Origin of the sequence: Mesorhizobium kowhaii, from assembly GCF_003253745.1 — a bacterium.
In the GTDB taxonomy this organism is placed as follows: Bacteria; Pseudomonadota; Alphaproteobacteria; order Rhizobiales; family Rhizobiaceae; genus Mesorhizobium; species Mesorhizobium kowhaii.
Genome location: NZ_MZXV01000056.1, coordinates 15993 through 29103 on the forward strand (window position 1 = coordinate 15993; position 13111 = coordinate 29103).

Annotated in this window: 14 protein-coding genes; 6 read left to right on the forward strand and 8 right to left on the reverse strand. The window is 63.6% G+C overall.

Annotated features, from left to right (window positions below; all coding sequences use genetic code 11):
* The first annotated feature begins 14 nt into the window (after positions 1 to 14).
* Positions 15 to 734 carry a carbonic anhydrase gene (locus B5V02_RS25580; RefSeq protein WP_111546840.1) on the forward strand — a complete coding sequence of 240 codons (720 nt, stop codon included), beginning with the start codon at positions 15 to 17 and terminating at the stop codon, positions 732 to 734.
* A gap of 74 nt (positions 735 to 808) precedes the next feature.
* Here the strand turns inward: B5V02_RS25580 and B5V02_RS25585 are convergent, their stop codons facing one another.
* The 4 genes from B5V02_RS25585 to B5V02_RS25600 form a co-directional block, all read right to left on the reverse strand.
* Entirely contained in the window at positions 809 to 1396 is a 588-nt protein-coding gene (locus B5V02_RS25585) for a histidine phosphatase family protein (protein ID WP_111546841.1), read from the reverse strand.
* A 44-nt stretch (positions 1397 to 1440) separates the two neighbouring features.
* Entirely contained in the window at positions 1441 to 2259 is an 819-nt protein-coding gene (gene fabI / locus B5V02_RS25590; RefSeq protein ID WP_111546842.1) for an enoyl-ACP reductase FabI, read from the reverse strand.
* Positions 2260 to 2366: 107 nt separating this feature from the next.
* Positions 2367 to 3296 carry a DnaJ C-terminal domain-containing protein gene (locus B5V02_RS25595; protein WP_111546843.1) on the reverse strand — a complete coding sequence of 310 codons (930 nt, stop codon included), beginning with the start codon at positions 3294 to 3296 and terminating at the stop codon, positions 2367 to 2369.
* 99 nt (positions 3297 to 3395) lie between these two features.
* Positions 3396 to 3857, reverse strand: a complete 462-nt coding sequence (locus tag B5V02_RS25600) for an RT0821/Lpp0805 family surface protein (protein ID WP_111546844.1) — start codon at positions 3855 to 3857, stop codon at positions 3396 to 3398.
* A 40-nt stretch (positions 3858 to 3897) separates the two neighbouring features.
* Here B5V02_RS25600 and pdxH point away from each other — a divergent pair, with 40 nt between their 5' ends.
* On the forward strand, positions 3898 to 4515 hold the full coding sequence (pdxH, locus tag B5V02_RS25605; protein ID WP_111546845.1) for a pyridoxamine 5'-phosphate oxidase: 618 nt from the start codon (positions 3898 to 3900) through the stop codon (positions 4513 to 4515).
* 9 nt (positions 4516 to 4524) lie between these two features.
* Here the strand turns inward: pdxH and B5V02_RS25610 are convergent, their stop codons facing one another.
* Together B5V02_RS25610 and B5V02_RS25615 are read right to left on the reverse strand one after the other, a co-directional pair.
* Positions 4525 to 5277, reverse strand: a complete 753-nt coding sequence (locus B5V02_RS25610) for a crotonase/enoyl-CoA hydratase family protein (protein WP_111546846.1) — start codon at positions 5275 to 5277, stop codon at positions 4525 to 4527.
* 18 nt (positions 5278 to 5295) lie between these two features.
* Positions 5296 to 7065 carry an acyl-CoA dehydrogenase family protein gene (locus B5V02_RS25615; RefSeq protein ID WP_111546847.1) on the reverse strand — a complete coding sequence of 590 codons (1770 nt, stop codon included), beginning with the start codon at positions 7063 to 7065 and terminating at the stop codon, positions 5296 to 5298.
* Between the two features lie 216 nt (positions 7066 to 7281).
* Here B5V02_RS25615 and B5V02_RS41910 point away from each other — a divergent pair, with 216 nt between their 5' ends.
* The gene (locus B5V02_RS41910; RefSeq protein WP_111546848.1) at positions 7282 to 7518 is read left to right on the forward strand and encodes a hypothetical protein; all 237 of its coding nucleotides are present in this window, start codon (positions 7282 to 7284) and stop codon (positions 7516 to 7518) included.
* 137 nt (positions 7519 to 7655) lie between these two features.
* Positions 7656 to 8765, forward strand: a complete 1110-nt coding sequence (locus B5V02_RS25625; RefSeq protein ID WP_111547186.1) for a glycoside hydrolase family 25 protein — start codon at positions 7656 to 7658, stop codon at positions 8763 to 8765.
* Between the two features lie 17 nt (positions 8766 to 8782).
* On the opposite strand, the gene purD is transcribed toward B5V02_RS25625, so the two are convergent.
* Together purD and B5V02_RS25635 are read right to left on the reverse strand one after the other, a co-directional pair.
* Positions 8783 to 10060, reverse strand: a complete 1278-nt coding sequence (gene purD, locus B5V02_RS25630; RefSeq protein ID WP_111546849.1) for a phosphoribosylamine--glycine ligase — start codon at positions 10058 to 10060, stop codon at positions 8783 to 8785.
* 159 nt (positions 10061 to 10219) lie between these two features.
* Positions 10220 to 11041, reverse strand: coding sequence for a phytanoyl-CoA dioxygenase family protein (locus B5V02_RS25635; RefSeq protein WP_111546850.1), 822 nt, complete (start codon positions 11039 to 11041; stop codon positions 10220 to 10222).
* Positions 11042 to 11129: 88 nt separating this feature from the next.
* Between B5V02_RS25635 and B5V02_RS25640 the strand changes: the two genes are divergently transcribed.
* Positions 11130 to 12056 carry a LysR family transcriptional regulator gene (locus B5V02_RS25640; RefSeq protein WP_111546851.1) on the forward strand — a complete coding sequence of 309 codons (927 nt, stop codon included), beginning with the start codon at positions 11130 to 11132 and terminating at the stop codon, positions 12054 to 12056.
* 31 nt (positions 12057 to 12087) lie between these two features.
* Complete coding sequence (ubiA, locus tag B5V02_RS25645) at positions 12088 to 13071, forward strand: 4-hydroxybenzoate octaprenyltransferase (RefSeq protein ID WP_111546852.1); 984 nt, start codon at positions 12088 to 12090, stop codon at positions 13069 to 13071.
* Positions 13072 to 13111: the final 40 nt, after the last annotated feature.

A 13111-nucleotide genomic window follows, 5' to 3' on the forward strand; every position in this document is an offset into this window, starting at 1 on the left:
GCGGGGGCCGAACAATGTGCAGCGACTGCGAGGGCGAAGGGGTCGACCGGAGGGATTTCCTCAAGGTCGGCGCGGGGCTCGTCGCGATCGGTCTTGGTGGAGCTTCCTGGTCGGCGCGCGCGGCCGAGGGCACTGCAACGACGCTGTCCCCTGATGAAGCGATCGCCGCGTTGAAGTCCGGCAACGAACGCTATGTCAGCCACCCGGAACTCTGCTCGATTGACCTTGCCGCGGAGCGGAACGCTGTTGCCACACACCAGGCGCCTTGGGCTACGGTCATCAGTTGCGCCGACAGTCGCGTTCCGCCTGAGTTGATCTTCGGCGGCCACGGCGTTGGAGACCTATTCGTCGCCCGGAATGCTGGCAACCTCGTCGACACCGCGACGCTCGGCACGGTCGAATACGGCGCGGCGGTGCTCGGCTCGCCATTGATCGTCGTGCTCGCGCACACAAGCTGCGGTGCCGTCAAGGCGGCTTGCGACGTGGTCACCAAGAACGCTACCTATCCGGGCGCGATCGGCCCGATGATCGAACCGATCCTGCCTGCGGCGATCGCGGTGCGGAGCGAGGCGGGCGATTTCGTCGACAACACCGCTAAGGAGAGCGCGCGGCGAACTGCGCGGCGCCTGGCCGTTTCAAGCAAGCTCTTGGCCGGTCTCACCGGGGCCGGGAAGCTGAAGATCGTCGCGGCAATCTATGATCTTGAAACGGGTGTGGTGACCTACATCGAATAACACGTTCATCCTTAACGACCGGGGCCAAGAGTTGGGAGCCTTCTAAACCAGTCTCGGATGTATAGCCTTCATAGCTAGAGCCACTCCAGGCGTTCACCCTGCAGCCTGAGCACACGGTCCTGCGGTATTTCCAGGTTCGCCGCCTCGTCCTCTGCCATCCCCTCCACGAAGCGAAACAGGGCTCGCATGACCCCGCCATGCGTCACGCAGATCGTCCGGCGTTCGATCGCATCGAACAAGGGCTGCACCCGTTCGAGCAGCATCTGGTAACTCTCCGCGCCCTCGCCGGGCGGCTGAAAGTTCCATTTGTCCAGCGCGCGTGTCCGCTTCGCGCCCGGATACCGCGTCTTGAGCTCGGCAAAGGTAAACCCCTGCCAATCGCCGAAATTGACTTCGACCAGTCGAGGATCGGTTCGATAGGCATCTGGATCGAGCTTCATCGCGGCACGGATGCGCTGCATCGTTTCGCGCGTTCGTTTCATCGGGCTGGCGACGAAATCGAAATCCTCGGGATCTTGCACCAACGCGGCCAGCCGATGGCCGTTTCCGGTGGCCTGCTCGCGGCCAAGCGCATTGAGGTCGGTGTCGGCCTGCCCCTGCAGCCGGGCTTCGGCGTTCCACGCGGTCTGGCCGTGGCGCACGATATAAACCAGCGGGTACATCAGGTCTTCCGGTACGGGGCGGGACGGACGACGGTTGGTGGGCGTTATTCCTTTACCGTCGAAATGTCAGGCGCGTCGACCGCCTTCATGCCGACGACGTGGTAGCCCGAATCGACGTGATGTATTTCGCCGGTGACGCCGCGCGACAGATCGGACAGGAAATAGACGCCGGAATCGCCGACTTCCTCCTGCGTCACCGTCTGCTTCAGCGGCGAATTGTATTCGTTCCACTTCAGGATGTAGCGGAAATCGCCGATGCCGGATGCGGCAAGCGTCTTGATCGGGCCGGCCGAGATGGCGTTGACGCGGATCTTCTTGGCGCCGAGGTCGACGGCCAGATAGCGCACGCTGGCCTCGAGCGCCGCCTTGGCGACACCCATGACGTTGTAGTGCGGCATCACTTTTTCGGCGCCATAGTAGGTCAGCGTCAGCAGCGAGCCGCCATTGGTCATCAGCGCCTCGGCGCGCTTGGCGATGGTGGTGAAGGAATAGACCGAAATGTCCATGGTGCGCAGGAAATTGTCGCGCGTCGTCTCGACGTAGCGGCCGGTCAGCTCGTCCTTGTCGGAAAAAGCGATGGCGTGGACGAGAAAATCAAGCTTGCCCCAATGCTTGGCGACGTTGGCGAAAACCTCGTCGAGGCTCGCCGGGTCGGTGACGTCGCAATGGCCGGCGACAAAGGCGCCGAGTTCCGCCGCCAGCGGCTCGACACGCTTCTTGAACGCTTCGCCCTGATAGGTGAGCGCGATCTCGGCGCCATGGTCGACGCACGACTTGGCGATGCCATAGGCGATCGATCTGTTGTTGGCGACGCCAAGAATAAGGCCGCGCTTGCCGGCCATAAGGCCCTGTCCACCCGCCATGTGAGCGCTCTCCGCAAGATTTTCTGCTTTGTGGAGTGCCCTATCGCACAGGCACAGTGCCCCTTCAAGCGTTCAAACCGGACAGTTCGGGGGACAAAAGCCGCCAATCAACCTTTTTGGCTGCGCAACAGCGCTTCGAGCGCGCTATCGCCGCCTTCCGGCAGCATGATCCGCACATGGGCATAGAGATCGCCATGGCCACCGGCTTTCTCCGGCAGCCCCCTGCCCTTCAGCCGCAGGACCTTGTCCGAGTTCGACCAGGCGGGAACGTTGACCGCGAGCTTGCCGGTCGGCGTCTCGACGGGCACCTTGGCGCCAAGCACCGCATCCGCCAGCGCCACCGGCAAATCGGCATGCAGGTCGCGGCCCTCGATCCGGTAGCGCGGATGCCGGCGCAGATGGATCTTGACCAGCGCATCGCCCGGCTGACCCGGCCCTTGCTCGCCTTGCCCCTTCAGCCGGATGGTCTGGCCGTCCTCGACATAGGCCGGCAGCTTGACCGCCACCTTGCGACCGTCGGGGAACATTGCTGTCACCTTTTCGGCGGTCGCCGCTTCCTCGATGGTGACGTCGAGCGTCACGTTCAGATCGGCGGCGGTCGCCGGCTGGCGGCGGTCGCCCGTGCCGGGGCCGCGCGCGCCCGAAAAGGCGTCGCCGAAAATCTGGCTGAAGATATCGCTGTTGCCGTCGAACGGATCACCGCCCGGACGGCCGGAGCGGAATTCGAAGCGCGAACCGCCAGCCCCTTGCTGCCGGCGAAACCCGCCGAAGGGATCACCGCCACCGGCGGCGCCCTCAAAGCCCTGGAAACGCGGCTTGCCGTCGGCATCGATCTCGCCGCGATCGAACGCGGCACGATTCTTCTCGTCGCCGACGATCTCATAGGCCTGGTTGGCCGCGGCAAAACGGTCCTTCGCCTTGGGATCATTCGGATTCTGGTCCGGATGATGCTTCTTGGCGAGTTTCCGGTACGCCGATTTTATGTCCTTGGCCGATGCGTTCTTGGCAACGCCCAGCACCTCATAGGGGTCGCGCATGCTTACTGCCCTGGAAAGGAGTGAGTCTGTGGTAGCCTCCTATATGCGCTCGCATAGGAAGAAATTCCAGTGGCCGAGCAGCATATCAAAAGCGGAAAGTCAGAGCGCCTTGAAGTCCTGCATGTGCCAGCCGCCGGCGCTGGCCAGGCAGAGTTCGCCTTCGAACATGGCAACGCCATCAAAGCTTTCGCGCGAGGCCCTGAAACGGCGGCATGTCTGGCCGTTGTCCTTCAATTCCGCCAGCTCGGTGATGGAGCCGCGTGACCCGGTGCCGGCATTCGCCCACGGCACGGCCTGCCCGCCGAGTTGCTCGATGTCGGCCGAGGACACAGCATTGCCGATCGTCGTTTGGTCGGAGTCTCGATCCGAACTGACCGGCGCGGATGGGGCGGACATGCTGCTGGTCAGGATCGACCGGTCGACTTCGGCTTTTTCCAGGCTGAAGCCACCCGCGCCGCAGGCGGCAAGCGGCAGAGCGATCATCACGACCGCGGCTTTGGCGCTGGCTGAAGCAATTAGGCCACTTTGCCTGCTGTCAAAAGCTTGCGCGATACGCGACAATCGGCAACCTCCCCCTGCTTCGTGACGATTGGGAAAAACTATGAGTGACACAGAGTTAACAAGCCGTGACTTTACCGAGGCGGCGGAGCCGTTTCGCCTCTTTGCCGCATGGCTGGAAGACGCCACCAAGAGCGAGATGAACGATCCCAACGGCGTGGCGCTGGCGACCGTCGATGCCGACGGCATGCCGGATGTGCGGATGGTTCTGCTCAAGGGGTTCGATGAAGGCGGGTTTGTATTCTACACGAATTTCGAGAGCGCCAAGGGCCAGGAGATTCTTGGCAGCATGAAGGCGGCGATGTGCTTCCATTGGAAATCGCTGCGCCGCCAGGTGCGCATTCGCGGTCCGGTGGAGATCGTCAGCGATGCCGAAGCCGATGCATATTACGCGACGCGACCGCGTGGCAGCCGCATCGGCGCCTGGGCCTCGAAACAGTCGCGGCCGCTGGAGAGCCGCTTTGCACTGGAAAAAGCGGTGGCCGAATATACGGCGCGCTATCCGATCGGCGAAATCCCGCGGCCAAAGCATTGGTCGGGCTTCCGCATCGTGCCTACGACCATCGAGTTCTGGCACGACAGGCCGTTCCGGCTGCATGACCGGGTGGTCTTTTCTCGAGACGCGAAAGACGGCTGGAACAAGACGAGGCTTTATCCCTAAAAGAGAGGCTCAGGCCTTCTTCCTGGTCATGAACGCCGTGAGCGCGGCGCGCGCCTCGTCCGATTTCAGCCGCGCGCGGAAATACTCGCTTTCCTCGCTGATGCGGGCGACAAGCTCGTCACGCGAACCGCGCATCAGGTCGCGTGCGATCTTCAGCGCCTGCGGTGGCTTGGCCGCGATCTGGCCGGCGGCAGCAAGGACCGAAGCTTCCAGCACCGCTTCCTCGACCACCTCGTAGATCAGGCCGGCGGCTTTCGCGCGTTCGGCCGAAAAGCTCTCGCCGAGACCTAGCAGCGCGAAAGCAGCCTGCTGCCCCAGGATGCGCGGCGCCAAAAGGCTCGATCCCGCCTCTGGCACCAGACCGAGATCGACGAAAGGCGCCCTGAACACGGTGCGCGGCGTGGCGAAGGTCAGGTCGCAATGCAGGTTGAGCGTCGTGCCGATGCCGACCGCGATGCCGTCGACGCCGGAGACAATGGGCTTCTCGACCCTGGCCAGCGCCATCAGGAAGTCCCAGACCTCGGTGCCGCCGTCGCCGCCGGTGGCGACGACCATGAAATCGGCAAGGTCGTTGCCGGAGGAGAAGGCGCCGGGCACGCCGAGGAAGACATGGACGCGGATCGCCGGGTCGGCGTCGCCCCCGGCCAGGGTCTGCGACATCTTCGCGTACATGGCGCGCGTCAGCGCGTTCTTCTTGTCCGGCCGATTCATGCGGATGATCTGGATGGCGCCCTGGCGCTCGACGAGGATATGGTCTGTCATAGTTTTTCCTTGTGAGCGTCAGGCTGAAATCAGCATTTTGCCGGCAGCGGCGAGGCTTTCGGCGCCATCGATGATGCGATCCTTCAGTGCGCGTGCCTCACCGAGCAGGTTTTCGGCGAAGAAGCGGCAAAGCGCGATACGGCCCTGATCGGCAAGCGCGCCCTGCGCCAGATAAGCCGCGCCGGCGGCCAGCGAGATCAGCCTGAGATAGGGCGTAGCACCCGCCAGCGCCTCGTCCGACCGGCCATCGGCGGACATTTTTTGCAGGAAGCGGGTCGCATGTGTCAACTCGGCGAGCGCCTCGTCGAGGGCATCGGCCGTGCGGCCGAAACCCTCGAGATTCGATGTCCGCACCGCATTGGCGACCGCGGCCAGTTCGACGATATAACCATACACATGTTCGCCGCCGCCGAGCGGCAGCTTGCGCATGACCAGATCGATGGCCTGGATGCCGTTGGTGCCCTCATAGATCGGTGCGATGCGGGCATCGCGATAGAATGCTGCCGCGCCCGTCTCCTCGATGAAGCCCATGCCGCCATGCACCTGGAGGCCGATCGAGGCAACTTCCACGCCGACATCGGTCGAAAACGCCTTGGCAAGCGGCGTCAGCAGATTGGCGCGGTCGCGCCAATGCGTCGCCTCATCGCCAACCGACACGCGCGCCAGGTCCATGGCATGCGCGCAGCAGTAGCTGATGGCGCGTGCTGTCTGCGTGAGTGCCTTCATGGTCAGGAGATTGCGCTGCACATCGGGATGATGGACGATCGGCGCCATGCCGGCGCCAGCGTAGCTTGCCGCCTTGCCCTGGCGGCGCTCATTGGCATAGGCGATCGCCTTCTGCGTCGCGGCTTCCGCGACTGCCACGCCCTGCATGCCGACGGCAAGGCGGGCGTTGTTCATCATGGTGAACATGCAGGCGAGGCCCTTGTTCTCCTCGCCGATCAGCCAGCCGATGGCGCCGGGCTTGGCACCCCCGAAGCCGTCGCCATAGATCATGGTACAGGTCGGCGAGGCATGAATGCCGAGCTTGTGCTCCAGGCCGGAGCAGAAGACGTCGTTGCGCGCGCCCAGCGATCCATCGTCGCCGACCAGGAATTTTGGCACCAGGAACAGCGATATGCCGCGCGTGCCGGCAGGGGCATCGGGCAGCCGCGCCAGAACCAGATGGATGATGTTGTCGGTAAAGTCGTGCTCGCCATAGGTGATGAAGATCTTCTGGCCGAAGATGCGGTAGGTGCCGTCCCCCACCGGCTCGGCGCGGGCGCGCAGCGCATTGAGGTCCGAGCCGGCCTGCGGCTCGGTCAGGTTCATCGTGCCCATCCATTCGCCCGAGACAAGCTTTTCGAGATATATCGCCTTGAGTTCCTGCGAGGCGTGCTTGTCGAGCGCTTCGACCGCGCCCATGGTCAGCGTCGGGCCGATGCCGAAGGCCATGGCGGCGGAGTTCCACATTTCGAGCGCGGCGACGCCAAGCATGGTCGGCAGCGCCTGGCCGCCATATTCTTCAGGGCCGGACAGCGCGTTCCAGCCGCCATCGATCCAGCGGCGATAGAGTTCCTTCCAGCCGGGCGGCGTGGTGACGGCAGCGTCCTTCAGCACCGCACCTTGCTCATCGCCGATCTTGTAGAGCGGCGCGACCTCGTCGGTGGCGAAGCGGCCGGCCTCGCCAAGAACGGCGTCGACCAGATCCTCGCCGAGATCGCCGAACGTGCCGGCATCAAGGGCGGGCTTGAGACCAGCCACGTGCTTGAGCGTGAAAGCGATATCCTCGACCGGTGCCCGATACATGCCGCTCCCTCCTCCTGATACATCGGCTCACTGATCCTAGGACCCGCACTGCCGCAAAAACCATCCGCCTTGGGCGGCGGTCTCCCATCTTCTTTTTACGTAAACGTCAAACTTTGTCACGCGGATTTTGTAATCGCGCCCGCACGTATTAAATTCAATCCACGCCGGATCGAGCCGAACGGCGACAGACCAGAACCAGCAAACCGGAACCACTCCATGCTTGCCAGACCTGACTCCTATCGCTGCATCGAATGCGGCCTGCCCTATCGCGCGGCAGGGTTCTCGTACCATCAGGGCAAGCTGGAAAACGGCGCCGCCTACTGGTCGGACCGCGGCATATTGTGTTCGCCGCAATGCTCTCTCGCCCACCACCGCAAACGCGCCGCCGAAGGCACGCTGCCGCAAGAGCCAGCGCCCGACCCGTTTGAATTTCAGCCACTTATCCGACGATAGCTTTGCCGGCAGCGCTTCCATAAGCACTTCCTTAACCATGACGGTCCAGGATTTGTCTTTGATCAACGGGGATTCCCTGTTTGAAAAGGACGGCGCGCCTCCTTCGCCGCACAGCGCTTCTCGCTTTTGCGGCGACGATGACGCTGTCGACGGTGGCAAAAGCCTCGGATTTTTCCGAGCCCTGGAAGAATGCTGATCGCGCCCTGGTCGTCGATGCCTACGAATACAATTCCATCGACTGGGCCCAACTTGCCACCGACAAGCGGATCGTCGGCTTCATCAACAAGGCATCCGACGGCATGCCGCCTCCCTATTTCTGTTCCGGCGACGACACCGAGGTAAAACTCTGCAAGGCGCTTTGGAAACGCCACGCGGTGACGCGCGAACTGTTCCAGACGCGCAAGGTGGTCGCCAAGGCACTCGGCCTGAAATGGGGCGCCTATCACCTCGCCCGCCCCGGCAATCCGGTCGAACAGGCCAATAATTTCCTCGATTTCGCCGAACCCGCGCCGGACGATCTGCTAGCTCTCGACATCGAGGGCAACGACCCGACACAATGGATGTCGCTCGACGACGCTGAGGAGTTCGTGCGCCAGGTGCATCGGCGCATCGGCCGCTTCCCGGTGCTCTACAGCAATGGCAAGACGGCCCAGTACATTGCCGAAAACAGCTACAGATATCGGCTCCTGTCGCGGCTGCCGCTCTGGTATGCCCGCTACAAGTCCGACATCGACGTGCATTTTCCGATGGGCAACTGGCAAGGCTACGCTCTGTGGCAGTTTTCGGCGCAAGCCAATTGCGGCCGGTTCCGCTGCCCTTACAGGGTCGCCGGCACGCCCAAGGACATCGACGTCAATGTCGCGCCGACGGACGCCGCCACGCTGCGCGCGCAATGGCCGTTCGGCGGTCTGATCGACGTGCCGCCTGACTATCTCGCCTCGATACCGCTGCCGGTCTCACGCGAAGCCGGACTCGCCGGCAATGTCACCATCACCTACGCCTCGGTGGCGGCGCCGCCGACCTTCGAGGACATGGTCGCGGCGCTGGGCACGCGCTGGACGAAGTTCCGCGACGGCTTCCGCATGCCTGTCGTGAAGACGGTGCCGCGGCGGCCGGTTTTCGGCATTGTCCAATATGTCGCCTGGAAGCGGACCGAACAGCGTTCGCCCGCGCAACTCGATGCCGCCTTTGCCGCCCCCGATCCGCTCAGCACCGCTTCGACCGAACTCGATCGCGGTTTGCGATAGACTACCGTTCCGGAACTTCAGTTTGCCTGCTCGCGCGCCACGGCCTGCCAGCCAATGTCGCGGCGGCAGAAGCCGTCCGGCCAGTCGATCCGGTCGAGCGCGGCATAGGCGCGTTTCTGCGCCTCGCCGACCGTAGCGCCTGATGCCGTGACGTTGAGGACGCGGCCGCCATTGGCAACCAGCGCTCCGCAGTTGATGGCAGTGCCGGCGTGGAATATCTGGACGCCGTCGCCCGCCGCGTCTTCGACGCCGCGGATGACCGATCCCTTTTCCGGCGTGCCGGGATAGCCCCTGGCCGCCATCACCACGGTCAGTGCCGCCTCATCGCGCCAGCGCACCGAGGTGTGTGCAAGCTGGCCGTCGGTTGCCGCATTGAGCAGGACCAGCAGATCATCCTTCAGCCGCATCATCAGCACCTGGCATTCCGGATCGCCGAAACGGGTGTTGTATTCGATCAGCTTCGGCCCCTTGTCAGTGATCATCAGCCCGGCGAAGAGAATGCCGGCGAAGGGCGCGCCTAGCTCGGCCATGCCACGCATGGTTGGCTCGATGATCTCGCGCATGGTGCGCTCGACCATCTCAAGCGTCATCACCGGGGCCGGCGAATAGGCGCCCATGCCGCCGGTGTTGGGGCCGACATCGCCATCGCCAACGCGCTTATGGTCCTGCGCGGTGCCGAATGGTAGCGCTGTGATGCCGTCGCAGAGGCAGAAGAAACTCGCCTCCTCGCCGGTCATGAATTCCTCGATCACCACTTCCGCTCCGGCGGCGCCGAAGGAACCGTCGAAACAGGCATCGAGCGCGGCCTGTGCCTCGCCCAGCGTCATGGCAACGGTGACGCCTTTGCCGGCCGCCAGACCATCGGCCTTGATGACGATCGGCGCGCCGGTCTGTTCGACATAGGCCTTGGCGGACGCCAAATCGCCGAAACGGCCATAGGCGGCGGTCGGGATGTCGTATCTGGCGCAGAGATCCTTGGTGAACCCCTTCGAACCTTCCAGCCGGGCGGCGGCCCTGGAGGGTCCGAAGACGCGAATGCCTTGCGCACGCAGATCGTCGGCGATGCCTGCGACCAGCGGTCCCTCCGGGCCGACCACGACGAGGTCGATCTTGTTGTCCTTGCAGAAGGCGGCGACGGCGGCGTGATCGGCAATATCCAGCTTCACCAGCTCGGCCTCGCTGCCGATGCCCGGATTGCCGGGAGCCGCATAGAGCCTGGTCAGCAGCGGCGACGCGGCGATCTTCCAGGCCAGCGCATGTTCGCGGCCGCCGGAGCCGAGAAGAAGAACGTTCATGGCCACCTCTTGATGCCTATAATCCTGCAGAGAACCCGCTATTGCTCTCTGCACGATGGGTCAAGGCATCAGGGCGCTTTGATCGGAATTGCGCACGGGAACGTTACCCCTGCCGAAAATCGGCGGCGGACACCGCCGCCGATTTTCTGGCAAGTCCCTTCAGCGCTGGAAGACGACCGGGAACCAGTCCTCGCGCAGCCTCTGTCCCGGCTGCATGCCGTGGCCATGGTAAGGTGGCGAGGTGCGTCCAGGCCGCTCGACATAGCGAGCGTCATCACCGACCCAGCGCAGCGACAGCGCCCGGCGCCGTGCCGAGGTCAGGTTGCCGCGCGCGCCATGCGCGGTCCTGAAGTCGAACAGGATGGCGTCGCCCGGCTCCATTTCCCACTCGAGCACCTTCATCCCAGGGTCCTTGTCGGGATCGGGCACCGGCAGATAGTCGCCGTCGCCGGCATAGAAATTGCCGTCGTCCAGCCAGCGCACCGGCAGGATCATCTTGTCCCATTTGTGCGAGCCGGCGATCAGGCGCAGCGTCGCCTCCTTCACCGGATCGATGGGGATCCAGAAGCTTACCGTCTGCTGGCCATCAACGAAGTAGTAGGGGATGTCCTGATGCCAGGGCGTCGGCTTCTGCGTGCCGGGTTCCTTGACCAGAACATGGTCGTGGAAGAACTGCGCGGTGCGCGACTGCATCACCGCTGCAGCCAGTTCGGCGGCCGGCGAGTCCCGCACCACGCTGACGAATTCGGGAATGCGCTCCCAGTTGCAATAGTCGTCGAAGAAACTGCCGCGGCCATTGGCGATATCGGACGCGGTGGCGCTGCGGTTCTGCATGTTGCGCTCGATGCCGGCGGCAATCGTGTCGACCCAACCCTTGAAAGCACCGCGGATGCAAACCGCACCGTCGCGCTGGTATTCGGCGATCGTCTTTGCGTCGATGACCTGGGTGTCGATTGTCTGGGTGTCGATCTGGGAAGCCATGGCGTTCTCCTCTTGGAATAACCGACTATCGCAACCCTCTTTCATTCAGTAAAATAATAACTTCTCATTTGGTACATAGGATTACCCTATGAATGTGACCCTCACGCAGCTGCGTTATCTGGTCGCCGTGGCGCGTCATGGCAGCGTGACAGGCGCCGCGAAAATGCTGAACGTTTCGCAGCCTTCGATTTCGGTGGCCATCGACGCCGTCGAAAAAAATTTCGGCCAGAAGCTGTTCGTCCGCCAGCGGGGCAGCGGCGTGTCGCCAACATCGTTCGGCCGCGCTGTCGTGGCGAAGGCAAGACAGATCCTCACCGAAACGGACGAACTCGTCGGCCTGGGTTCAAGCAAATCGGCTGTCGGCGGTGAACTGGTGCTGGGATGTTTCGAGGACCTGGCTCCTTTCTTCGCGCCGGCCCTGATCCGCGCCTTCTCCGAACGCTATCCGGCCGTGAAAATCGTCGTTCGCGACGAGACGTTCGAGACGCTCGGGCGGCGGCTCGGCGATGCCGCCATCGATCTCGGCCTCACCTATGACCTCAGCCTACCGACACATTTCGCCCGCATCCTGCTGCGTGAACTTCGGCCGCATGCCTTGTTGCCGGCAGGCCATGCCCTGGCGGATCGTCCCGAGGTCAGCCTGGCGGATCTGGCCGCCTATCCGTTGATCACGACGGACCAGCCGCACAGCTGGCAACACATGCTCGACCTGTTCCGCAGCCGCGGCCTCTCCCCGGTCGCGGACTCAACGACAAGTTCGTTCGAACTCCAGCGCAGCATGGTGGCGAATGGCTTCGGTGTTGCCGTCAGTTACACCCGCCCGCATGGCGACCGCAGCTATGACGGCCTGCCGCTGATCTGCAAGCCGCTGTCCGATCCGCTGCCCATGCAGCGGATCCTGCTCACCTATGACACGCACCAGCGCGTCTCGAATGCGGCGCTGGCATTCATCGATGTGGCCAAGGTCTGGTTCGCCTCTCATGACATCTTCGCGTCCGCAAGCGAGACTGCTTGACGGCCTTCCAGTCTGCTGCCAATCCAGCGTGATGGAACCGATCCAGTCGAAAGCGGCCCAGGGCCGTGTCGCCGATGCACCGAACGGCCATTGGGTCTATCGTGTGCTGCCGCGCTCGATATGGCCCTATGCGCAGCTTGCCCGGTGGGACAGGCCGATCGGCTGGCAATTGCTGCTATGGCCGTGCTGGTGGTCGGCAGCACTTGCGGCGAGCGCCTATCCGCGTCCCGGCGATCCTCTGCTCTCGCTGCTGCCGGCGCCATTGTATCTCGTGCTGTTCCTGATCGGCGCCATCGCCATGCGCGGCGCCGGCTGCACTTACAACGACCTCGTCGACGAGGACATCGACAACAAGGTCGAGCGGACGCGCTCGCGACCGCTGCCATCGGGCAAGGCCACGCGCCGGCGGGCATGGGTGTTTCTTGTCCTGCAGGCGCTGGTTGGCCTGGTGGTGCTCATGCAGTTCAACAGTTTCGCCATTCTGCTTGGCATCTGTTCGCTGGCCATCGTCGCCGTCTATCCGTTCATGAAGCGGATAACCAACTGGCCGCAACTGGTTCTCGGCCTTGCGTTTTCCTGGGGCGCCCTGATGGGGTGGGCGGTCGAGTTCGGCGACCTCGATGGGCCCGCCATCATGCTCTATATCGGTTCGATCCTGTGGGTGATCGGCTACGACACGATCTATGCGCACCAGGACAAGGAGGATGACGCCATTGTCGGCGTGCGCTCGACGGCACGGCTGTTCGGCGAAAACACCAAGTCGTGGCTTGTCGGGCTCTATGGCGGCACGCTGATCTGCTTCGCCATCGCCTTCGCATCGGCACAGGCTCCTGTGCCGGCGCTGGCCGGGCTGATTGCCGCCGGCGCCCATATGGCCCGGCAGATCGCCGTGCTGGATATCGACAATCCGGACCAGTGCCTGCGGCTGTTCAGGTCGAACAACCAGGTCGGCTGGCTGATCTTCCTCGGCCTGATCGGCGGGGCGGTGTGGGTGGCGCTGAAGCCGCTGGTCTAGCGGCTTCGCCTTTCGAGCAAATCCAAAAGCCGGATTATGC

What these genes read in the sequence shown, in the direction of transcription:
- fabI (WP_111546842.1), bottom strand. Translation starts at nt 2,259, where the DNA reads ATGGCGGGTGGACAGGGCCTTATGGCCGGCAAGCGCGGCCTTATTCTT.
- B5V02_RS25580 (WP_111546840.1), top strand. Translation starts at nt 15, where the DNA reads ATGTGCAGCGACTGCGAGGGCGAAGGGGTCGACCGGAGGGATTTCCTC.
- ubiA (WP_111546852.1), top strand. Translation starts at nt 12,088, where the DNA reads ATGGAACCGATCCAGTCGAAAGCGGCCCAGGGCCGTGTCGCCGATGCA.
- B5V02_RS25625 (WP_111547186.1), top strand. Translation starts at nt 7,656, where the DNA reads ATGACGCTGTCGACGGTGGCAAAAGCCTCGGATTTTTCCGAGCCCTGG.
- B5V02_RS25640 (WP_111546851.1), top strand. Translation starts at nt 11,130, where the DNA reads ATGAATGTGACCCTCACGCAGCTGCGTTATCTGGTCGCCGTGGCGCGT.
- purD (WP_111546849.1), bottom strand. Translation starts at nt 10,060, where the DNA reads ATGAACGTTCTTCTTCTCGGCTCCGGCGGCCGCGAACATGCGCTGGCC.
- pdxH (WP_111546845.1), top strand. Translation starts at nt 3,898, where the DNA reads ATGAGTGACACAGAGTTAACAAGCCGTGACTTTACCGAGGCGGCGGAG.
- B5V02_RS25635 (WP_111546850.1), bottom strand. Translation starts at nt 11,041, where the DNA reads ATGGCTTCCCAGATCGACACCCAGACAATCGACACCCAGGTCATCGAC.
- B5V02_RS25595 (WP_111546843.1), bottom strand. Translation starts at nt 3,296, where the DNA reads ATGCGCGACCCCTATGAGGTGCTGGGCGTTGCCAAGAACGCATCGGCC.
- B5V02_RS25585 (WP_111546841.1), bottom strand. Translation starts at nt 1,396, where the DNA reads ATGTACCCGCTGGTTTATATCGTGCGCCACGGCCAGACCGCGTGGAAC.
- B5V02_RS25610 (WP_111546846.1), bottom strand. Translation starts at nt 5,277, where the DNA reads ATGACAGACCATATCCTCGTCGAGCGCCAGGGCGCCATCCAGATCATC.
- B5V02_RS25615 (WP_111546847.1), bottom strand. Translation starts at nt 7,065, where the DNA reads ATGTATCGGGCACCGGTCGAGGATATCGCTTTCACGCTCAAGCACGTG.
- B5V02_RS41910 (WP_111546848.1), top strand. Translation starts at nt 7,282, where the DNA reads ATGCTTGCCAGACCTGACTCCTATCGCTGCATCGAATGCGGCCTGCCC.